At 63.0% G+C, this 20,862-nt stretch carries 18 protein-coding genes; 3 read left to right on the top strand and 15 right to left on the bottom strand.

All coding sequences use genetic code 11. From position 1 onward, the window contains the following. Positions 1-289 precede the first annotated feature (289 nt). Positions 290-1,168: a Coq4 family protein gene (locus tag J3474_RS08840; RefSeq protein ID WP_207093845.1), complete on the bottom strand. Its 879-nt coding sequence runs from the start codon at positions 1,166-1,168 to the stop codon at positions 290-292. A gap of 73 nt (positions 1,169-1,241) precedes the next feature. Beyond that, positions 1,242-2,987 (bottom strand): amidohydrolase family protein, encoded by a 1,746-nt coding sequence (locus tag J3474_RS08835; protein WP_207093844.1) that lies wholly within the window; start codon positions 2,985-2,987, stop codon positions 1,242-1,244. A gap of 141 nt (positions 2,988-3,128) precedes the next feature. Between J3474_RS08835 and J3474_RS08830 the strand changes: the two genes are divergently transcribed. Further along, positions 3,129-3,884 carry a hypothetical protein gene (locus J3474_RS08830; RefSeq protein WP_242528287.1) on the top strand — a complete coding sequence of 252 codons (756 nt, stop codon included), beginning with the start codon at positions 3,129-3,131 and terminating at the stop codon, positions 3,882-3,884. On the opposite strand, the gene J3474_RS08825 is transcribed toward J3474_RS08830, so the two are convergent. The 12 genes from J3474_RS08825 to J3474_RS08770 all read right to left on the bottom strand — a co-directional run bounded on the left by J3474_RS08825 (position 3,881) and on the right by J3474_RS08770 (position 15,259). Then, positions 3,881-4,222, bottom strand: a complete 342-nt coding sequence (locus J3474_RS08825) for a PaaI family thioesterase (protein WP_242528286.1) — start codon at positions 4,220-4,222, stop codon at positions 3,881-3,883. The genes J3474_RS08830 and J3474_RS08825 overlap by 4 nt on opposite strands. A gap of 32 nt (positions 4,223-4,254) precedes the next feature. Beyond that, complete coding sequence (locus J3474_RS08820; RefSeq protein ID WP_207093843.1) at positions 4,255-4,683, bottom strand: PaaI family thioesterase; 429 nt, start codon at positions 4,681-4,683, stop codon at positions 4,255-4,257. A gap of 6 nt (positions 4,684-4,689) precedes the next feature. Beyond that, entirely contained in the window at positions 4,690-5,868 is a 1,179-nt protein-coding gene (locus J3474_RS08815; RefSeq protein WP_013836478.1) for an acyl-CoA dehydrogenase family protein, read from the bottom strand. After that, positions 5,865-6,923: an acyl-CoA dehydrogenase family protein gene (locus J3474_RS08810; RefSeq protein WP_207093842.1), complete on the bottom strand. Its 1,059-nt coding sequence runs from the start codon at positions 6,921-6,923 to the stop codon at positions 5,865-5,867. Before J3474_RS08810 ends, J3474_RS08815 begins: the two co-directional genes overlap by 4 nt. Before the next feature lie 321 nt (positions 6,924-7,244). Continuing rightward, a complete protein-coding gene (locus tag J3474_RS08805) occupies positions 7,245-7,721 on the bottom strand; it encodes an Lrp/AsnC family transcriptional regulator (RefSeq protein ID WP_013836480.1) in 477 nt (158 codons plus the stop codon). Continuing rightward, entirely contained in the window at positions 7,718-8,197 is a 480-nt protein-coding gene (locus J3474_RS08800; protein ID WP_041558234.1) for an Lrp/AsnC family transcriptional regulator, read from the bottom strand. Before J3474_RS08800 ends, J3474_RS08805 begins: the two co-directional genes overlap by 4 nt. A 124-nt stretch (positions 8,198-8,321) precedes the next feature. Further along, the gene (locus tag J3474_RS08795) at positions 8,322-9,080 is read right to left on the bottom strand and encodes an SDR family NAD(P)-dependent oxidoreductase (protein ID WP_242528285.1); all 759 of its coding nucleotides are present in this window, start codon (positions 9,078-9,080) and stop codon (positions 8,322-8,324) included. A gap of 42 nt (positions 9,081-9,122) precedes the next feature. Next, entirely contained in the window at positions 9,123-10,646 is a 1,524-nt protein-coding gene (locus J3474_RS08790) for an amidase (protein WP_207093841.1), read from the bottom strand. 11 nt (positions 10,647-10,657) lie between these two features. Then, positions 10,658-11,743, bottom strand: coding sequence for a Rieske 2Fe-2S domain-containing protein (locus J3474_RS08785; protein ID WP_207093840.1), 1,086 nt, complete (start codon positions 11,741-11,743; stop codon positions 10,658-10,660). 133 nt (positions 11,744-11,876) lie between these two features. Continuing rightward, a complete protein-coding gene (locus J3474_RS08780) occupies positions 11,877-12,731 on the bottom strand; it encodes an SDR family NAD(P)-dependent oxidoreductase (protein ID WP_207093839.1) in 855 nt (284 codons plus the stop codon). Further along, complete coding sequence (locus tag J3474_RS08775) at positions 12,728-13,594, bottom strand: amidohydrolase family protein (protein ID WP_207093838.1); 867 nt, start codon at positions 13,592-13,594, stop codon at positions 12,728-12,730. The genes J3474_RS08780 and J3474_RS08775 overlap by 4 nt, the downstream gene beginning before the upstream one ends. A 15-nt stretch (positions 13,595-13,609) precedes the next feature. Beyond that, entirely contained in the window at positions 13,610-15,259 is a 1,650-nt protein-coding gene (locus J3474_RS08770; protein WP_207093837.1) for a class I adenylate-forming enzyme family protein, read from the bottom strand. A gap of 380 nt (positions 15,260-15,639) precedes the next feature. On the opposite strand from J3474_RS08770, the gene J3474_RS08765 reads away from it, so the two are divergent. Then, positions 15,640-16,413 carry an SDR family NAD(P)-dependent oxidoreductase gene (locus J3474_RS08765; protein WP_013836488.1) on the top strand — a complete coding sequence of 258 codons (774 nt, stop codon included), beginning with the start codon at positions 15,640-15,642 and terminating at the stop codon, positions 16,411-16,413. Positions 16,414-16,543: 130 nt separating this feature from the next. Beyond that, the gene (locus J3474_RS08760) at positions 16,544-19,090 is read left to right on the top strand and encodes a TonB-dependent receptor (protein ID WP_207093836.1); all 2,547 of its coding nucleotides are present in this window, start codon (positions 16,544-16,546) and stop codon (positions 19,088-19,090) included. 208 nt (positions 19,091-19,298) lie between these two features. On the opposite strand, the gene J3474_RS08755 is transcribed toward J3474_RS08760, so the two are convergent. Continuing rightward, the gene (locus tag J3474_RS08755) at positions 19,299-20,846 is read right to left on the bottom strand and encodes a FadD3 family acyl-CoA ligase (protein ID WP_242528284.1); all 1,548 of its coding nucleotides are present in this window, start codon (positions 20,844-20,846) and stop codon (positions 19,299-19,301) included. Positions 20,847-20,862: the final 16 nt, after the last annotated feature.

The raw sequence follows: 20,862 nt of genomic DNA, 5'->3' as shown, positions 1-20,862 counted from the left end.
TTCATTATTCAGGCACCTCCCAAAGTGGTCATATTGATTATTATTCGGCGATCTCTCCGGCTATTGCCGGGCCATTCCCCCAACCGAACCCGCAAGGATTGCCGATACGGCCGCGCCTCCGCGCACCAGGGCACGCAAGTTTTTCACCAGGCATGCGCCGCTGGAAACTGCGTTTGCGCGCGCAGATGACGCGGGAAGCCCGATGACTCCCCGCGGACATCCGCGTTGCCACTCGATGAATGCAGGTTTCCGATTCCGGCAAAGCCGTCGCAGCGACGGTGCTTCCGGTTTATTCGGCGGCTTCCATGAGCGGAACGCCGTAGTTTGGATCATCCTCGTTGCAGAGACGATTTGTTTCGAGCCAGAGCCCATCCTCCACCGGCGTGATCCCGAATTCGCTGCGGATGTCGGCAATCTGCCAGTCGACGTAGGCGCGCCAGTCAACGAGCATCAGCGGGAACTTCCAGTTGCGTCCCTGCTCCGCCCCGCGAAACTCGGCCTCGAGGTGAACGACCATCGCCTCGGGATAGTGCAGTCCGTCCTTCATCACCGTCTTCGCCTTGAGGTAATACTGGATCCGGGAGAAAAAGGCCGAGAGTTCAGGATGGAAGTAACGCGACTTGGCATGCATGTTAGCCGACAGCAGCGCCAGTTCGCCGCCGTGATTTGGGCCGAATCCGGTGACCATGTGCTCGATGTCGTGGGTGAGCGCCGTCTGCCGCAAATAGAAGGTGAAGTCGTTGACCACCTTCACTTCCTGGAAAAACAGATCGAGCTGGTAGCCCGAGTTCACCATGAAGCCGCGGATCGCCGCACCCAGTGTGCCGGAGGCGCAGCCTTCGAGCTCGGCGATGGTGAAGTCCGACAGGCTGCGGCCTTCCAGCCACTCGCGAAACTGCGGGAGACGGGCCTTTTCGATCTCGAACAGCTCGATGATACGCGGCATATCTTCCAGATCGTGGAGGATTTGCGCCACCTCGGGAATGTAGGCGGTATTGGGCAGGTCCGGCCCGTTTCGGCGCAGCATTTCCTGCGCGATAAGAGCCCTCAGGCCCGCATGGTTGAGATAGCGCGACGAGCTCACCAATACGGAACTTTCCGTGGTCACCTGCTTGATGGCACCGTTAAAATAGGCACGGTCCGCATCGCCGATCTGGGCTTCATTCATCTTGGCATCCTTTCCACTGAAATGGGCGCACCTCTCTTCGGGAGGCGCTGCCCATGATTTTGCGATCAGGCCTTCATTCGGCCGCCACTGCCATCTGCTCGGCCGGGGCATACGAAGGCGAAAGGAATTCGCCCGGCATGGCTCCGGTGAATGCGCCGTTCTCGAAAGTCGGCACGCCGTTCACCAGCGTCAGCCGGGTCGGCATTGCCTTTCGGGTGAAGCGCCATGTCGTACCGCCGCGCCCGTCCGGCACGTCATTCGCCTTTTCCATTTCCTGGCGTTCGATTTCGGCGAGGTTGAACACGGCGATATCGGCACGCTTGCCCGGCGCGATGACGCCGCGATCGGACAGGTTGAAGTGCCCGGCGAGCTTGCCGGTCATGACATGGACGGCCTCCTCGATGGTGAGACTGCCTTCCTCGCGCACATACTGGGTGAGGAGCAGCGCATTCTCGCCGCCGCCGCACAGCATCTGCAGGTGCGCACCGGCATCGGAGATATTGCCGACAGTCTTGGGATCGCGCATCAATTCGATGGTCAGGGCCTCATCCTTCGGGAAAGGCGCCATGTGAACGGTCGAGCGGGTGCCGTTCTTGAGGATCCAGTCCGCCATGGCATCGGAGCGATGCAGGCCCAGCGAATCCGCATATTCCTTCAGCGTGATATTGAGCGGGCCGGCCCCATTCTCGCTGTCGATCAGGTGGAGCTCCTGCGGGTTCTTGAGCGGCGAGTGATCCCAGGCCTTTTCGTCCCAGCTCGCGCGGGCACGCGCGCGCCATTCCGGATCGGCGAGCAGCTCGGCCTTCTTGTGATGATCGTCCTCCATTACGACCTCGTGCCAGACGAAGTCGTTCGACTGCGCGAAGATCAGCGACTTGACCAGCGAGAGCACATTGGTCGGCGATACGTGCGCGAAGCCCGGCCACACGTCGACATCGGCCTCACGCATCTTGCGCAAGGATTCCTGCATCGCGGGAAGGATGCCCTTCTGGAATTCCAGCGTCGGCACCGCGCCCGCGATCTGACAGCGGATCTTGCGACCACCGAGCAGTTTGGCGAGCCTTTCAAGATCGGCCGGGCCGGTCATGCGCATGAAGGTATCGACGATGACCTGGTAACAGGAGTTCGGGTACTTCTCCATGACGTCGAACAGCGCGGCGAATTCGGCATCGCTGGCCTTGAGCGTCGGCACGGGGCGGTCCTGTCCGTCATGATCGTGCAGGTTGTCCGACATGCCGAGCGCGCCTGCGGCCAGGGCATCGTCAAGCAGTTCGCACATGTGCGCGATTTCTTCCGGGGTCGCTTCGCGGTCCCACGCCTCGACTCCCATGGCAGCAAGACGGATGGCGATGTGACCGACATAGGCGGCATAATTGAGTGGCACCGTCACGTTGCGCTCAACGGAGGCACGGTATTCCGACCACTTGTGCCAGTCCCATGGAAGGTTCTGCATGAAGGGGCCTTCGGGGATATCCTCGAAGAACGAGAAAATGCCGATCATCTCGCGCTGGGCTGGCATGTACTTGTGCAGCGGCGCGGTCGAGAATCCGCAGTTGCCGAGGATCATCGTCGTCGCGCCGTAACCCGGCAGTGGGTCGAGATCGGGCTGCCACCACATCGTCCCGTCATAGTGCGTGTGGCTCTCGATGAAGCCGGGCGTCACGTAGCAATCCGTGGCATCGACGATACGTTCGCCCCTGGCCTCAAGGTCTGCGCCGACCTCGGCAATCGCGCCGCCGTTTACGCGAACGTCCGCCTTGAAGGCCGAAGCCCCCGTACCGTCCACGACCGTTCCATTCTTGATGAGTATGTTTTCCATTTTCCGAGCCTCTCCCACGTTTTCTAGTCCGGCCTGAAAGCGCCGTGTGCATCTGGGCTGGGCGGATGCTATTTCAGAGGTCGATTTTCTCGAAGGATCAGCTTGAAATTCGTATCGTTTACTGCACTTATCGGTATCATCATGCGATACGATTCCGTAACTGACGCCATGCTCGGCGTCCTGCGCCGCCACCTTCGCCACGATGGTTGGACCGCCCCCCGCCTCGCCGCGCATTTCGGCATCGGCGAAGCCACTGCGAAGCGGTGGATCGTGGGCAAGGGTCTGACCCTGGAGCGACTCGAGCAGATGGCAGGCCTATGCGGAATGACCATCTCCGAACTCGCACGAGAGGCGGAACACGCACGTTCCGGCATGAAGCGCGAACTCACACTGGCACAGGAACGCGCCCTGTCGACCGACGTATTCCTGTCCTTCCTCTTCATGACGATCCTTGCCGGCGCGACACCGCAGGAACTTATCGATGACTTCGAACTGAAGCGGCATGTCCTCGACGCCGCGCTAGGCAAGCTTGAAAGGCTTGCCCTGATCGACCGGTTGCGCGGCGACCGGGTCCGGCCGCTTGTCGACCGCGCGCTGATCTTCCGCAAGCTGCCGATGCGGGCGCTCTTCGACAAGTACGTGAAGCACCAGTTCATGGAGATGGACTTCGCCGCTCCCGAGGCGGTCTATACGGCCGAGATGCTCAAGCTCTCCGATGCAGGCGCCGGGCAACTGGCGGAACTGATGGAACGTCTGCGCCGTGACGCACAGGTGCTCGGCGACCATGACCGTGAAGAGAGCCTGCGCCCACGCCGCTGGATGATGATGATGTGTGCCATACGCCCGTTCGATGCCTCGGGCGTTGCCGATTCAGCAGCCGACTTCTCCGGCAACTAATCGAGCAAGAGGTGCATCCGCCCCGTGGCGATCGGCCTGTCCCGGTCCGCCTGCCAGCAAGTTGCGTCCGCGTTTACGACCTGCCTGCCGATGCGGACCAGGCGTGCCTGCGCGAATGTATCGACCATCAGGCCGCCGCGCAGGAAATCGAAAGTCATGTTGATCGGTTTGGGCCTGCGCTCCGGATCGCCAAGCTCACGCCCGATAGCATCGAGGCAGGCGAGTTCCAGCAGACTGCCGATGACGCCGCCGTACAAAAACCCTTGCCGCCCTTCCAGCTTGGGGTCGGCGGGCAACAGGAGGACGATGGTCTCATCATCGCCGGTAATTTCACGCACGCCAAGCAACTTCGCATAGGGCGTACCGGCAATCATGCGTCACCTGTAAAGAAGAAGGTGGCGGTGGCATGGGCCACAGGATCGCCAGCATCGCCATCATGGACGTCACAGCGGGTGAAGGCGACCTTGCGGGTCACATGATAGCAGGCAGCGCGCGCGCGGAGCGTGCTGCCTGCCCGCGCGGAGCGCAAGTAATCGACGCGAAGGTCCAGCGTTGCCATTGGCCGCCATTGCCGCGTGCGCGCAATGATCGCCGCACCCGCCGCCGCATCGATCAGCGAGACGACCGGCCCCGACGATACCAGGCCGGCCCCTGCATCCATCAGGAAGCCTGGCGCGAAGGGGCAGGCAAGTTCCGCCCAGTCCGGCCCGTCATCCACATTGTAGATGCCGAGCAGGGCATGATGCCCGCGCGGCGGCAGGTTTTTCAGCCGTTCGAAGGGATCGTCCTCGCCCTTCATTCCCGCTTACGCCGTCCAGCGCGGTTCGCGCGGCAGACCCAGCCCGCGTTCGGCGATGAGATTGCGCTGGATCTGGTTGGTGCCGCCATAAATGGTATCGGCGCGCGAGAAGAGGAACAGATTGGGCAGCGTGTCCCATTCGTAATCCGGATGGTCGCTGATCTCGCCCGCCTGCCCCAGCACGTCCATCGCCAGTTCGCCGAGGCTTCGGCGCCAGCTTGCCCACTGGATCTTGTAGGTCAGCGCCGCACCGTCCATGCGCGAATGGTCGGTATTCGAGAGCATCCGCAGCGCGCCGTAGCGCATCAGGCGCAGGCCGATTTCCGCCTTGGCGATGCGCTGGCGGATCAGGGGATCGCGAGCTGCGCCGTTGGCTTTTGCCGCTGCGACGATCTCGTCCAGTTCATAGCGAAAGCCCATCTGCTGGCCGAGCGTGGAAACGCCGCGCTCGAAGGAGAGCAGTCCCATCGCGATCTTCCAGCCATCGCCCACCGCGCCAATCAGGCTGTCCGCCGGGCAGCGCGCGTCGGTAAAGAACGTCTCGTTGAATTCGGCATCGCCGTTGATCTGGCGAATGCCGCGGATCTCGATCCCTTCCTGATCGACCGGCATCATCAGGAAGGTGAGGCCCTTGGGGCCCTGCGATCCTTCCTCGGTGCGGGTGACGACGAAGATCCAGTCGGAGATATGGGCAAGGCTGGTCCAGATCTTCTGGCCGTTGACCACCCATTCGCCGTCTTCCAGCCGCGCCTTGGTCCTGACGCTGGCAAGATCGGACCCCGCGTTGGGCTCCGAGAAGCCCTGACAGAAGATCGTCTTGCCTGCCGCAATGCCGGGCAGGAAGCGCTGCTTCTGCTCATCGGTGCCGAAAGTCAGGATCGTCGGGCCGGCCAGTTCGATGCCGATGTGATTGACGCGGCCCGGCACGCCCGCGCGGGCGTATTCCTCCGCAAATATGACCTGCTGCGCCAGCGTCGCATTGCGGCCACCCCACTTTTCAGGCCAGCCGATGCACGACCAGCGGTGCGCGGCGAGCTGCTGTTCCCATTCCTTGCGGCGCTCGGGGCTGCCCGTCAGCTTGGTAACGCCCTTGATGTCCTTGAATTCGCCGGCCATCTGGCCATTGAGCCAGTCGGCGCATTCCTGACGGAACAATTCGTCATCCACCGAAAATCCGAGCTTCATGCTGCTTCCCCGAGAATCATAGTGGCAATCCTTTCGCGGTGCCAATTGCCGTCGCCGAGCATCGTCTGCAGCGAACGGGCGCGCTTGAAGAACAAGTGCGCATCATGCTCCCAAGTGAAGCCGATGCCGCCGTGAAGCTGGATCATGTCCCCCGCGCAGCGAAAGAAAGTGTCTGTGCAGAAAGCCTTGGCCGCGTGCAGCGCCAGGTCTGCGTCCGGCGATCCCTCGTCCACCGCGCAGGCCGCCCAGTAGACTGCCGAGCGGGCCTGCTCGATCTCGATCATCATGTCCGCAAGCCGGTGCTTGTAGGCCTGGAACGAACCGATCGGGCGGCCGAACTGAACGCGCTCCTTCGAATAGGCGACAGTACGATCGAGGCATTCCTGCGCTCCGCCCAGTGCCTCTGCCGCCACTGCGACCAGTGACGCGCGATAGCTGCTGGCAAGCGCGGCAGCGGGATCGGCCAGCTGATCGCCCACGGCCCCGTCCAGACGGACCGATGCGAGGGGACGCGTCTGGTCCATGCTCGTCGGCACATCGACCGAAACGCCCGGCGTATCCGCCCGCACGATCCATGCACGGCGGCCATTAGAGACGACCAGGACCTCGGCGCTTCCTCCATGCGTGACGAAGCGCGATGCGCCGGTCAGCCGACCTTCACTTTCCCTAAAGCCGGCATCTTCGACGAAGGCGGCTATCGTCTCGCCGGACAGCAGGCCTGCAATCCATGCGGACCGCTGCGCCTCGCTGCCCCCGGCCGCAATCGCCTGCGCGGCCTGCACGATGCTGCCGAGCATGGGCAGCGCCGCCACTTGCGAACCGGCTGCTTCGGCGATGATCGCAAGTTCGACGAGCCCAAGGCCCGAACCGCCCCGGTCTTCGGGAATGGCGATGCCGGAAAATCCCAGTTCCTGACAGTACCCCTGCCACAAGGCGCGGTCGATGCCATCGCCCGCCATCGCCTCGCGCGTGCGGGCACTCGTCGCATTTTCAACGAAGTAGGCGCGCGCCGTCTCCGCGATCATGTGCTGTTCGTCTGTAAACGCGAATTCCATTTCAGGTGGCCTTCAGTTTCCGGCGGCAGTCTTGCCAGGACGCAAATCGTTCGTCGCAGGCGCCGCCGATTGCCTTCGGCCAGCCGCCCGGGACCTGACTGCACCCTGCTCCGCATCCTTGCTCGCATGCACTGTGCGGCATACAAGCTGTCTAAAATTCACGCTATATGAGGTTAAACAGCATTTCAAGCTTCGATTTGCGGATTTTAAGTCTATTTCTTATCCGCATATATATCGAAGCTTTACAACTTTTCGCACATGCTTGGCAGCAAGAGCCGAACTCTCTCCGGCCCGAAGAACATTCAATTTCCGGTCAGTGCATCAGCTGCTGTTCGCCGCGCTCACGCTGACCACGCCGTTGGTGAATTTCACGGTCTTGACGGCAATCGACGTCTCTACGTGATGGACGCCCTCCACCGCCAGAATCTGGCTGACCGTAACGGCGTGCAGTTCCTCGATGTCACGATAGACACAGGTCGTCATGATATTGAATGGCCCCAGCATCGTCATGATCGAATGGATCGTGGGGATGCGCTTCAGTTCGCGCGCGATCTGGTGAAAATGGAGCATGTCCGCCTGCACCGCGACGAAGGCCAGATTGTTGCCCTTGTCGAGCCGCGGGCTCGTCAGCGCCGTAAAGGCGATGAGGCCCTCGTTCTGCAAACGCTTCAGACGGCCGCGGATCGTTCCCTCGTTGACATCGAGATCGGCCGCGATCTTGCGGTTCGAGACCCGTGCGTCCTGCGACAGGATGGCGATGATCCGGTGATCGAGTTCGTCGAGTTCGGGCCAGCTCATAGCACGCCCTCGACGTCGACGGGGTTGGCTCCGAGGCCATACTTGACGATGTCGAGCCCGATCGACTGCGTGATCGAACGGATTCCCGGCACTTTGGAGAACTTGGTCGCGATGAACTGCGCCAGATCCTCTATGTTCGGCAGGGCCAGCAAAACGCTGACTTCATAGCGGCCGGTCACGAGGTAAGCGGCAAAGACCTCGTCGAATCCTGCAAGATCCTCCGCCACTTCGGCAGGCGCGCGGCCGCTGACCTCGACCCCGACATGGATCAGGACGTGATAGCCGTGGACCGCGAAATCGGAGACGGCCACGACGCGAAGCATTCCCGATTCTTCCATTCGGCGAATGCGGGCGGACACAGTCGTCGCGACGAGATCGAGGGATTTGGCAATCTGCTGATGAGTGGCACGGCCGTTGCGCCGCAACTGCTCGACGATCCTGAGGTCCGTTTCGTCAAATTCCAGCATGTCAGTCATGCGCTTGCTCTGATCCCTTCCTGTGACTCGCGAAGTCAGCTTTCGTCTTGTCAGCAAAGGCGGCCGAGGTCGATGCCTAAGCGCATGTGGCGTTCCCGGCCCCTTGAGGATCAGGCGCACGTCGTCAATCGCGGAACAATCCGCCACCGTTCACGTGCCAGACCTGGCCGTTGACCCATTCCCCGTCATCCGACGCGAGGAAGGCCACCGCGCCGGCGATGTCGTCCGGCTTGCCAAGGCGGGTGTGGGGCACCATCTCCAGCATCGTTTCCACGTATTCGTCGGTCAGGTGCTGGGCGACCGCCTCGGTCATGACGAGGCCGGGGCAGATACCGTTGGCGCGAATACCTTGCTTGCCGAACTTGCGCGCGACATGGCGCACGAGCGCGTGGATCGCGTTCTTGGTCATCGGATAGGCCACCTGGAAGGCGCTGCCCGAACTGGCGGCGCCGGACGAAGTGTAGATCATCGAGCCGCCGCCTCGCTCAATCAGCACGGGGAGCGCGGCCTGCGACGCCAGAAAATGACTCTTGGCATTGATGGCAAAAGAGCGGTCCAGGACTTCCTCGGGACAATCGAGAATGTCCACGTCCCCTTGCGTTCCGCCAGCGAGGTTCGAGTGATAGAAATCGAGCCCGCCGAATTCGGACAGCGCAGCCGCGACGATATCCGCCTGCGAGCACGCCCTGGTGCCGTCCAGATAGACGCCGATCGCTTTTCCGCCTTCCTCGCGGATCGCGCTTGCGGTTCTCGCCGCCCATTCCTCCTCGATGTCGCCGATGACGATCGAGGCGCCCTCGCCCACCAGCCGCCGTGCCGTCGCCGCGCCGATGCCCCTTCCACCGCCCGCGACGATACCAATCTTGCCTGCCAATCCCTGCACTGGGTTCTCTCCTTGGGAAATCCTGTCTTCGTCACGGGCCAGTCAGAGCGCCGGACGCCTGTCCTTCCACGGCACGCTGGCCTCGATCTGTCCGGCAAGGCGGAACAGCAGCGCCTCGTCACCATAGCGGCCCACGAACATCACGCCGACCGGCAGGCCCGATGACGACATGGCCAGCGGCATCGACATCGCCGGTTGCCCGGTCATGTTCTCGATCTGCGTAAAGGGCGAAAAAGCGGCCGTGCGTGCGCCCCACTGTTCGAAGTCGACGCCGGGCGACAGGTTGATCCTGCCAAGCTCCAATGGCGGAGCGGCGAGCGTCGGTGAAAGAATGACGTCGTAATCGGCCATGAACCGGGCCATTGTCAGCGCAGCCGCCTGAAGCGTGTTGTTGGCACGCGCAAAGTCCATGCCGGTGGTCTTCTGGCCATAGGCAACGAAGGCGAGCGTGATGGCCTCGAGCACCTCGGGCCCGATCGGAATACCGGTTGCCTTGGCACGGTCCAGCATATCTGCGGCCACGTTGGAGGCGATCAGAACGAAACTCGCCGCCCCCATCGCAGCCATGTCCAGCTTGGGCGCGGCTTCTTCGACATGGTGACCGAGGCTCTCGCACAGTCGCGCGGCCTTGCGGGCGGCCTCGATGCATTCGGGATCGACCGGCGAACCGGCAGGCGCGTCCAGCATAAGCGCAATGCGCAGCTTGCCCGGTGCCTTGCCGACTTGCGAGAGGAAGCTCTCGGACGGGGTCGGAGCGCTGTAGCGGCTCCCTGGCTCGGGGCCCTGCGTCGCATCGAGGATCGCGGCGGAATCGCGCACGCTGCGCGTCACTGCATGATGCACCGACAAACCGCCCCACCCTTCCGTGCGCGGCGGCCCCATGGGCACGCGTCCACGACTGGGCTTGAGGCCGAACAGGCCGCAACATGAAGCGGGAATGCGGATCGAACCGCCGCCGTCGGTCGCGTGGGCTGCGGGCAGAACACCCAAGGCAACAGCGACAGCTGCACCGCCCGAGGAACCGCCGGCGATATGCGCCGGGTTCCACGGATTGCGGGTATCCCCGGTCAGCTTGTTCTCGGTTGTGCCGGTCAGGCCCATCTCGGGAACGCAGGTCTTGCCGAAGATGACGAAACCCGCCTTCTCGATGCGCTTGACCAGCTCGGAAGTCACCTCGGGACGATAGCCCCGATAGAAGCGGCTGCCGTTCTCGGTAGGCAGGCCGGCGATGTAGGTGTTGAGGTCCTTGAGCAGCCAGGGCACGCCGCGAAATGGCCCCTCTGGCAGCCCTGCGGCTATGGCCTTGCGGCCATAGTCGTAGTGCTTCTGTGCCATGAAGTTGAAGCGCGGATTGAGCGCCTCCGCCCGGCCGATCGCCGCATCGAGCAGCTCGCTGGCCGAGACCTGGCGCTTTCGCACCAGCTCGGCCAGCCCGAGGGCATCGTGCGTATCGAGCGGATCCCCGCCCTTCGCCGCGGCCAGGCCCGGCATTGCTGCCATTCCCGCGAAGGCGACTGCCCCCGACACCATCTCACGGCGCGTCACGCCCGTTCCATCACCAGCCATACCGTCCGCCATCAGCCTTGCGCGTAGAAGCGCGAGTAGAACTTGCGGAACTGCGGGATGGGTCCGTCTCCGTCGCAGATGATCGGGTTGGGCTCGAACTTCTGGCGGTCCCAGACAACCTTGTCCTGATCGAACTGCTTGCAGATGTCGCGGATCAGCCCTTTCGCCAGACGCCCCATCGGTCCTTCGGCCTGCGTCTTGGGCTGGGTGAAGCAGAAGCGCGCATGGACATGGTCCTGATCGACCGGCGTGAGGCAGGCCACCAGCAGCGTCTCGGAAATTCCGGTGAAGCGCGTCCAGCTCTGGCCCGGCCCCATGGTATCGTAGCTGATGAGACCATCTACTTCGCCCATCGGCGTGCCCATCTTGGCACGCACGTCAGCGCCCCGGCCCCAATCGCCCCAGCGCAAATCGCCTTCAGGCACATTCGCCGTGCCGTGGATATACTTGAAATGGGCAAAGTCCACGCCGTTTTCAGCCATGTTCTGGATCGAGCCCCAGACGTTCCATTCGTGGACCTCGTAATCGGTCCACTCGGGATCGGTCGCTTCTGGCAGAACCGCGACTTCCCATAGCGGATCGATGCCCTGCGGGTGATACCAGGCCCAGATCCAGCGATTGACCTCGACGACGTTCCAGGTGCCGATGCACTTGCGCTTGACCTGCGGCGGAATGACGCGGGCGTAGGGGATTTCCTTCACCACGCCCTCGTTGCCGTCATAACGCCATGCGTGGAACGGGCACTCCAGCAGGTTGCCGTTGACCTTGCCGCCATGGCCCATGTGCGCGCCGAGGTGACGGCAGTAGGCATCGACGATCCGGACTTCGCCGTCCTCGCCGCGCCACATGGCAAGGTCCTTGGCGAAATAGCGCAGCGGCTTCACTTCGCCCACGGCGAGGTTCGCGGACAAGTCGATCGGATACCATCCGAAAGGAATGCCATTATCGAGATTGCGCTCCTCGACCGAGGCGCGGTCCTTCACTTCGGCAAGGCGCCAGTCGATCAGGTCTTGCCCGCGGAGTTTTTCGAGGATCTGCCAAACGGCGACGGGCGGCGTGCGCGCGTCGGTGGCAGTAATTACATCGGTTGGAGTCATGACCACTCTCCTGGTAATTTCGTCCCCCTGGTCCGGGGAGCCTCCGGCGACAGGGGTTGTCTCCGCCGCCGGTCATGGGTTTGAAATGGAGCAGACTTCCCGGCTCCAATCACGAGAACTGGTCCGCGCCGCATCATTGCGCGCGCGCTTCGAGCGGCAGCCCGTCAAGCCCGCGGACGGGCACGCCAAGCCGCTCAAGCAGGTGCAGGCTGCGCACAACCTGGCCGCTCAATTCGCTTGCGGGGCGGTGGCACAGTTGCAGTGCAGCCTCGGCCATAGCCTCGACCGGCTCAATGTGGTCGTGTTCGTCCCAGCCGCCCACTGCTAGCGCGCCTTCGCTGGCAACTGCGCCGACCGGGGCCATCGCGTTGACCGCGATAGCCTCGCGCGAGAGTTCGACCGCCCAGCCCCCCGTCAGCCGGTCGAGCGCCGCCTTGCCGAGGCCATAGAGCGTCGCATGGCCATCGCGGTTGAACGCGACATACCGGTTTTCGGAATCGTAGGGAGCCGCCGGCGGCAGGTCGGCGGCGGCACTGGAGATATTGAGTATCCAGCCTGCCCCGCATGTGCGCATGTGTGGAAGCGCCTGCTGTGACAGCTCCTGCGGCGCGCGCACATTCAACTGGAGGGAAAGATCGACGTGACGCGGCTCCGCTTCCCAGATCGGCACGAAACGCGCCCAGGCCGCATTGTTGACGAGAATGTCGAGCCGCCCGAATCGCGCGACAGTTTCAGGCACGATACGCGCGCGGTCCACCGGATCCGCAAGATCGGCGCGAATGACCAGCGCCTGCCCGCCCGCCGCTTCGATCTTCGCCGCCGTCTCGGCCAGCGATCCTGCCAGCGCGGCGTCCGGTTCGGCAGTACGGGCAACGATCGCCACTCGCGCGCCTTCGACAGCGAAGCGACGCGCAATGGCCGCCCCGATGCCCCGGCTCGCTCCGGTAACGATGGCCACGCGACTGTCGAGGACGCCGCTTCTGCTCACAGCCCGAATACCTTCATCGCGTTTTCGCGCAGGAACTTGGGCCATACCTCGTCCTTGAACGGAACGTTCTGCATGTCGCTGAAGATACGATCGAGGCTGAGCCCCATAGGGAAATAGCCGGCGTAGATGATCTTGTCGGCGCCGCGCGTATTGGCGTAGTCGATAATCGCCTTGGGGTAATGCTTGGGAGCGAAAGCGCTCGTCGAATAATAAAGGTTAGGCCACTTGAGCATGAGCTTTACGGCCAGCGCCTCCCACGGCTCGGCGCCGTGGCGCATCACCACCTTGAGGTCGGGGAAGTACCAGCATACTTCGTCGAGATGCTCGACCTTCTGCGTCTCCATCGGGATGCGCGGCCCCGGAATGCCGGCATTGAGCAGGACCGGCAGGCCCAGATCCTCGGCGCAGGCATAGATCGGGAACATGTACTTGTGATTGATCGCCACCTGCGGCAACGTACCCGCCGGGAAGCAGCTTATTGCCGACAGTCCGACTTCGGCATGGATGCGCTTGATGCGGCGGACTTCCTCCATGCCGCGATTGGGATCGATCGGCAGGTCGAAGAAGAAGCGGTCGCCGAACATCTCCTTGGCGCGGTAGGAGGTCGCATTGTCGCTCCAGCCGACCAGCGCCCTTTCAACATTATGGCAGTCCATCTGCTCGACGGTCCAGGCAACGAAATCGTCGACCTTGCCGGTCTGCGGAATGTCCTTGAACATGTACTGCGCCGGCATCGCGAACTGGTCGAGGGTCTGGCGATCCTTGATCAACGGACGGAAGGGTGCGAACCACTCGGAGCGGTCCTCGGCGTCGGGGATCCCCAACATGCAGTCGATGATCTTGATGTCACCGGGCATACCCATGCGATGTGTCTCCTCTCAGTCTTCGCTGGCCAGTTGCGGCCACAGCGCACGAAGCGCGATCTTGTCGATTTTCTGGGCGGCATTGCGCGGCAGCGGACGCGCGGAAAAGACAACGCGTGCCGGCGCCTTGTAGCGCGCCAGCCGGTCGGCAACCCAGTCGATCACCGCGCCCTCGTCCAGCCCATCGGCCTGGACCACGGCGACGAGCCGCTCGCCCAGGCGTTCGTCGGGAACGCCGAAAGCCGCACATTCGGTAATTTCGGGCAGTTCGCAAAGCACCCGCTCGACTTCGGCGCAGTAGATGTTCTCACCGCCGGAGATGACCATGTCCTTGGCGCGATCGACAATGAAGATGTAGCCGTCCTGGTCCTGATAGCCGATGTCACCAGTGTGCAGCCAACCGTCCGGCGTGAGGGCCTTTGCAGTATCCTCGGGTCGATTCCAGTAGCCGTTCATCACCATGGCGCTGCGCACCATGATCTCCCCGCTTTCATTGGCGCCGCACTCGCTTCCGTCCGCATGGACGACCCGCAAGTCGACCAGCGGCAACACGCGGCCAGCCGAGGCCCGGGCCCGCAGGAAATCCTCGCCCACCGCCTGCGCAATCGCGCCCGAGGTCTCGGTCATCCCGTAGCCGACGCCGATCACCGCGTGCGGGCAAAGCTTGCGCGTTTCCTCCAGCAGGTTGAGCGGCAGCGCCTGCCCACCCGATCCGATGTTGCGCAGTGAACTGAGATCCGCTTCGGTCAGGTGCGCCTTGTGGACCATGTCCCACAGCATCGTGGGAACGGTCGACAGCTGCGTCACCTTCTCGCGCGCGATCAGGCCTACAGCCTCCTCCGCATCCCAGCGGCGCATGATGACGACCTTTCCGCCCGACAGCATCGGCGCGAGAAAACCCGACCCAAGGCCCGAGATATGGAACAGCGGACTGACCAGCAGGATCGCCTGGGGCGGCACTTGCTGCATCATGGTATCGACCGCAATACCGTATTGCTGCGCCATGTTGTGCAGTACCATAGTGCCAGTAAGCTGCGTGCCCAGAAGGCCCGTGATCAGGCTTCTGTGCGATAGAACCGCGCCCTTGACGCGCCCGGTCGTGCCGGAAGTGAAGAGGATGGCACAAGGGTCATGCGGAGCGGCGCGGGCATTGTCATCGGGAAGCGCGTCCGTGTCTTCCAGCGGCTCCGTCTGGTCCAGCAGTCGCCCCCGATAGCCCCCTTCGCGGATCAGCGCCGCCCGCTCGCTGTCCGCAATGACGAGCGCAGGCGTGACGTCATCGATCATGGCGACGAGTTCAGCGGCCGAGCCCCGGCTGTTGAGCACGGCGGCGATTCCCCCGGCCCTGATGACGGCGAGGAATGCGACGATCCATTCCGCGCGATTGCGCATGCAGATGGCAACCCGGTCGCCACGGGCTATGCCGAGGTGGCAGGCCAGACGATCACGCCACGCGAAAACTTCCGCATAGCTCAGGCGACGCTCACCCTGCGGTCCGTCGAAATCGACAATGAAAGTCCGTTCCCCAAAGCGGCGCGCGCTTTCGATCAGTTCGTTCAGATCGGACGGCGCATTGACGAAAGTACGCAGCCCTTCCCGTTCACCGATCTCGAATGGCGTGCCCGGTGCAGTCACAGCCGCGAAGACCGGATCGACCCTGCTCATGCAATTCCTCTCGACTCGCTTCGTTGTCGTTCTCGCAACAAGGATATGCCTCGCACTGCGTATTTCAAGATAATTATTTTTACGCCTGCTTGCGCGCCATTCCGCATTGCCGACAAAACGGAGACGATCCACGAATAGGATCGGAATTCTCAATAAATACCGATATATATGGTGATTTCAGGCGACTACGGCCTATCATGATGGACGTGGAACCACGCCCGCGCCTCACTCTCCCATGAATGCAGGCGACTCATAGATTCGTATTTTTGCCATTTACAAATTCCGCATTTTGACGAATTCATATGGAGCACGCCGCCAATGAGAGCGCAGGCACCGCAAGGACGCGGATCACGCACAGGAAACGGGAAGAGGCGAAGACAATGATTCGGGATTTCGAAGGACAGGTCGCGATCGTCACCGGCGGCAGCGATGGCATCGGTCTTGCCACCGCGTCCTTGCTCGCCCGGCGCGGTGCGCAAGTCGTGATTTGCGGTCGCAGGCAGGAAATGCTCGACAGCGCCCGCGCTCACATCGATGCGCAAGGCGGCAAGGTCGACACGATCCGGCTCGATGTGGCCGACGATGCGGCACTGACGGCGATGATCGCGGATACCGCACGCAAGTACGGCCGGCTCGACATGTTGGTTAACAATGCCATGTCCACCCACTACGCACCGATCGGCAAGCTGACGCTGGACCAATGGCGCAAGGACTTCGCGGTCAACGCCGACGCCGTGTTCGTCAGCACCAAGGCGGCGATGAAGGTCATGGCCGCCGCCGGCAAGGGCTCGATCGTCAATATCTCGTCCACTTGCGGCATCCGCGCCGCAGCCAACATGTCCAGCTATTCCGCGTCTAAGGCGGCCCTCATCCACTTCACTGCCGTCGCGGCCATCGAAGGCGCGCGGCAGGGCATTCGCGTCAACGCCATCGTCCCCGGCCAGGTCCAGACCGCCGGGACCGAGGAATTCTCGGCCCGCGCGCCGGAAATCGCCGCGAAGACCGCCGATGCCATTCCCATGGGCCGGGGCGGCCGACCGGACGAACTCGCCCGCGCCATCGTTTTCATGCTGTCCGACGATGCCAGCTACATCACCGGAACCGCCCTGCCCGTAGACGGCGGCAAGGCGGCCCAGCTCTACATGCCGTCCTGACCCCTAGGGCCGAACCGCCCCGGCTGCAGCCCGGCCCTGCAGACCGCAATCGATCCGAATTTCCGACTTTGCGCGAGACGACGCTTTGCCAGCCTCGCGAAACATAACAACGCTTATCTGGGAGATCTTTATGCATAGACGTCAAGCATTTGCCGCGTTTCACCTGCTGCTGGGCGCCAGCAGTTTCGCCCTTGCCGACTACGCCATGGCGCAGGAAACTTCCAATTCCCCGCAAGCATCCGCGCTCGGCGAGATCGTCGTGACGGCGCAGAAGCGCGCGCAGAATCTCCAGGACGTGCCGATCGCCATCAGCGCCATCAGTGCCGAAAAGGTCGAGCAGCTCGGCATCAAGGATTCGCGCGATCTCAGCGGCCTCGCCCCGAACGTTACCATCGTGCCCGGCACCACGAGCAACAGCGCCGCGGTCTTCTCGATGCGCGGCATCTCCAACGGCGGCAGCGAAAGCTTCGGCGTCGATGCGGCAAACGGCCTCTACGTTGACGGCGTCTACATCGCCCGTGCGGGCGCCATGGGCCTGGACGTCATGGACATCGAGCGCGTCGAAGTGCTGCGCGGCCCGCAAGGCACGCTGTTCGGTCGCAACACGACCGGCGGCGCCGTTCATTTCATCTCGCGTGCGCCGTCCTCGACCTTTCGCCTCAAGGCCGAAGCCGGGTATGGCAACTTCAATGCCTGGAACGGCAAGGTCGTCGTCGATCCGGGTGAGATCGCCGGTATTGCCACCAGCTTTTCCTACAGCCATTCCGAGCGTGACGGGTTCGTCGACAACATCCTTCAGCCCAGCGATTCCAGGGATCCCGGTGCCCGCAAGTCGGACGCATTGCGCGCCGCCGCACGCATCGAACTGGGCGGCAGCGGCAGTTTCCAGTACGCGTTCGACTGGAGCCGGATCAACGGCACGCCGCAGGCCTTCCAGCTCACCAATGTTGCCGACGGAACCTACCGCGATCCCATCATCGTCGACGGCCAGCCCGTCGTCGCCACGCAGCAGGCCCCGGTAGCCCAGTATCTGGCGGCCGCGACTTTCGCCGACCCGGACTGCGCCGCGCTTGCCGAACCGGCGCGCCAGTACCGCAAGAAGGTTTGCAACAACATCCTCAGCCGCGCGCTCGACAAGAGCTGGGGCCACAATATCCAGGTCCAGAACGATTTCGGCGGCTTCAAGGTCAAGTCGACCACAGGCTACCGCTTCTGGCACAGCGATACGCTGGCCGATCTTGACGGCATCGGTGCCTTTACCGGCCCGGCATTCAGCAATGCCACTCTCTTCAACGGCATGCCCGAGGCCCTGCTCCAATACATCCCGTCGATCCCGGCGGCGGCAAGGCCCTTTATCGCCGCCTCAGCCGTGCCGACGATCACGCAGGACCTGTTCGACACCAACAACCGCCGTCGCCACAAGCAGTTCAGCCAGGAAATCGAAGTTTCCGGCGATACCAGCACGCTCGACTGGGTCGTCGGCGGGTTCTACTTCTGGGAGAAGGGTTCCGAGGACGGCTACCAGAACAGCGGTTACGTGCTCGACACCAATTCGATCTTCCTCGGCAACTTCGGCGCCTTGGGCCCGTCTTTCGTTGCCGCGAACCCCGCGCAGTACCGCCTTGTCCAGACGCTCGCACGCCTGTCATACACCGCGAGGAGCGAGAGCAAGGCGCTCTATGGACAGTTCACCTTCTACCCGGGCGGACGCGGCAGCGGCATTCGCCTGACCGCAGGCGGTCGCTACACCTGGGACCAGAAGGCCATGATCCGCTTCCAGAATGGAGCCGACCCGCTGCCTGTGCCGGAAACGGGCGAGGCTTCGTTCAAGAAGTTCACCTGGAACCTGATGGCGGGCTACGACGTGGCGCAAGGGGTCAACCTCTACGCGCGCGCGGCGACCGGCTACCGTTCGGGCGGGTTCAATTCGCAGGACCCGGTGATCACCGGCACCACGCAGCTTCCCAACTTCAAGCCGGAGAACGTGACATCCTATGAAGTAGGCCTCAAGAGCGAGCTGTTCGGCCGCCGGTTGCGCCTCAACCTGGCCGCCTATCACAATATCTACAAGGATCTGGCGATCAACGTCCCGCGCACGGACGCGCCCATCGGCACGTTCGCCACGCGCATCGGCAATGCCGGCAAGGTAACGTACACAGGCTTCGAGGTTGAGACACAGGCGATCATCAACGACAACTTCTCGATCGACGGAAACCTCGGTTACGTCGACATCAAGTACAAGGAGTTCCTTGCCGGCCAGTCCACCACCGCTGGCGCGCCACCGGTCAACATCGCCTCTATCGTGACGCCGGGCTACACTTCGCCGCTGACGGCCAATGTTGCCCTCAATGCGCAGTTCCCGCTCAACTGGGGCAATGCGACGATCAGGGGCCGCGTCGGCTATACGCACGAGGACGGCAAGTACAGCTTCACCAGTGTGACCTCGTCCCCGTTCAATGAAGCGATCAAGGGCGACAACCGCGACATAATCGACGCCCAGATCGGAATCGACGGCATGCCCATCGGCGGCGGCGAAGGCAGCCTGCGCCTTTGGGTCAGGAACGTGACCAATGCCAAGGACTTCGTGCGGGCGGTCGACTTCGGCCAGCTTGGCTTTGCCGGCGGCTATTATGCCGAGCCGCGCACCTACGGCCTGACCCTCGGCATTTCCTACTGAGCTCTCCCGGCCCGGACCCGACAGGGTCCGGGCAAACACGATGAGCCCGCCTCCCTGTAATGGAGAGGCGGGCTCTTTTCGTTCTGCGACCCGAAATTGTAATCATTGTGCAGGAAAGCACGGCGCGGACGGCCACGCGTGTATGCGCCCAGCCAGGAAATGCGGGGACATTATACTCCTCAACCCGGGCCGGGACCCAGGGCTTCGGTCAGTCCCTGAGTTCGGTCTTGAGCACCTTGCCAGCGGCATTGCGCGGCAGATCAGGCATGATGCGAATGCTGCGCGGGGCCTTGTAGTTGGCCATGTTCGCGCGCGCCCACCGGAGAAGCTCGTCCTCGGTCACGGCCGCGCCCGGACGCAGGACCACAAAGGCGCGTCCCACTTCTCCCATGCGTTCGTCCGGCATGCCGACCACGGCTGCCATGTTGATCGCGGGATGGGCCGCAAGGAGGTTTTCCACTTCCACCGGATAGACGTTGAAACCGCCCGAGATGAACATGTCCTTCTTGCGGTCGGTGATCTTCAGGTAACCACGATCGTCGATGGTGCCGATGTCGCCGCTGTGAAGCCAGCCATCTGCATCGATTGCTTCCCTGGTGGCAAGCGGATCGTCGAGATAGCCTTTCATGACGGCATGGCCGCGTATCCAGAGTTCACCGGGTTGTCCGCTCGACAAGTCGTTCCCGTCATCGTCGACGCAGCGCACTTCGATGCCGGGAAGCGGTTTGCCGCAGGTGTTGGCTACGGTCTCGGCATCGTCGCCCTGGCAGGTCATGGATATGGCGCCGCATTCGGTCATGCCATAGCCATTGACGATATTCGACATGCCCAGTTCACTTCGCATCCGCTCAACCAGCGCGGGCGCAACCGGGGCCGCCCCGGTGACGGCGACGCGAAGCGAGGAAAAATCGCGCGGCTTGCCGCCGTCGAGTTCCTGAAGCAGCGATTGATAGATGGTCGGCGGTCCGGGCAGGAAGCTAATGCGGTTCTGCTCGATCTGCCGAACCGTTTCCGCAACCTCGAATACGGGCATCGGCACGATGGTGGCCCCGCGCGTGAAGCAGACGGCCCAGCCCGCCTTGTAGCCGAACGTATGAAAGAATGGATTGACGATCAGATAGCGATCACCAGCGCGCAAGTCGACGCGAACGGCCCAGTCGCCGAAAATCTGGACCGCCTGCCGATGGGAGGTCAGCGCTCCCTTCGGCCTGCCGGTCGTGCCTGAGGTGAAGATGATGTCGCAGATGTGCTCACCGGTCAGCTTGGCCAGTTCGGCATCGACGGCGGGGTCCTGCGTTCCCTTGCCGCGGGCGATGAACGAGTCCCAGGCCTGATCGAGCCGGACCACTTCCTGAAGATCGGGAAGGTCCTCGCCTGCGATCAGGGCCGCATAGTCCGTCCCGAGAAAGTCGCCAGGCGCGAAGAGGATCTTCACCCGCGCGCGGCGCAGGATGTCGCCCGCCTCGGCGCCCTTGAAGCGGGTGTTCATCGGCACGATGGTCGCGCCCACGGCCTGCGCGCCGAGTGCGGCGAGAATCCACTCACGCGTGTTGGGCGCCCAGATCGCGATACGATCGCCGTTCCTGATGCCACTTGCCAACATGGCCGAGGCGGCGGCCCGAGCGTCGGCCCAGACCTCGGCAAAAGTCCAGGCTCTCTCCCCGACGATCAGGCCCGGCACATCCGGCCATCTCTCGGCCGCCGCCTTCGCGGCTCCGGGAATGGTGGCCGGCCACGTGCCCATCGCATCCGTCATGTCTTGCAATCTTTCC

Origin of the sequence: Novosphingobium sp. PY1 (genome assembly GCF_017312445.1) — a bacterium.
Classification (GTDB): Bacteria; Pseudomonadota; Alphaproteobacteria; order Sphingomonadales; family Sphingomonadaceae; genus Novosphingobium.
The sequence above is the reverse complement of the archived record's forward strand: the minus strand, read 5'-3'. Positions and strand labels throughout refer to the sequence as shown.

Coding starts and splice junctions, on each gene's coding strand:
- J3474_RS08840 (WP_207093845.1), bottom strand. CDS start 1,168: ATGAATGAAGCCCAGATCGGCGATGCGGACCGTGCCTATTTTAACGGT.
- J3474_RS08835 (WP_207093844.1), bottom strand. CDS start 2,987: ATGGAAAACATACTCATCAAGAATGGAACGGTCGTGGACGGTACGGGG.
- J3474_RS08830 (WP_242528287.1), top strand. CDS start 3,129: ATGCGATACGATTCCGTAACTGACGCCATGCTCGGCGTCCTGCGCCGC.
- J3474_RS08820 (WP_207093843.1), bottom strand. CDS start 4,683: ATGAAGGGCGAGGACGATCCCTTCGAACGGCTGAAAAACCTGCCGCCG.
- J3474_RS08815 (WP_013836478.1), bottom strand. CDS start 5,868: ATGAAGCTCGGATTTTCGGTGGATGACGAATTGTTCCGTCAGGAATGC.
- J3474_RS08810 (WP_207093842.1), bottom strand. CDS start 6,923: ATGGAATTCGCGTTTACAGACGAACAGCACATGATCGCGGAGACGGCG.
- J3474_RS08805 (WP_013836480.1), bottom strand. CDS start 7,721: ATGAGCTGGCCCGAACTCGACGAACTCGATCACCGGATCATCGCCATC.
- J3474_RS08800 (WP_041558234.1), bottom strand. CDS start 8,197: ATGACTGACATGCTGGAATTTGACGAAACGGACCTCAGGATCGTCGAG.
- J3474_RS08790 (WP_207093841.1), bottom strand. CDS start 10,646: ATGGCTGGTGATGGAACGGGCGTGACGCGCCGTGAGATGGTGTCGGGG.
- J3474_RS08785 (WP_207093840.1), bottom strand. CDS start 11,743: ATGACTCCAACCGATGTAATTACTGCCACCGACGCGCGCACGCCGCCC.
- J3474_RS08775 (WP_207093838.1), bottom strand. CDS start 13,594: ATGGGTATGCCCGGTGACATCAAGATCATCGACTGCATGTTGGGGATC.
- J3474_RS08770 (WP_207093837.1), bottom strand. CDS start 15,259: ATGAGCAGGGTCGATCCGGTCTTCGCGGCTGTGACTGCACCGGGCACG.
- J3474_RS08765 (WP_013836488.1), top strand. CDS start 15,640: ATGATTCGGGATTTCGAAGGACAGGTCGCGATCGTCACCGGCGGCAGC.
- J3474_RS08760 (WP_207093836.1), top strand. CDS start 16,544: ATGCATAGACGTCAAGCATTTGCCGCGTTTCACCTGCTGCTGGGCGCC.
- J3474_RS08755 (WP_242528284.1), bottom strand. CDS start 20,846: ATGACGGATGCGATGGGCACGTGGCCGGCCACCATTCCCGGAGCCGCG.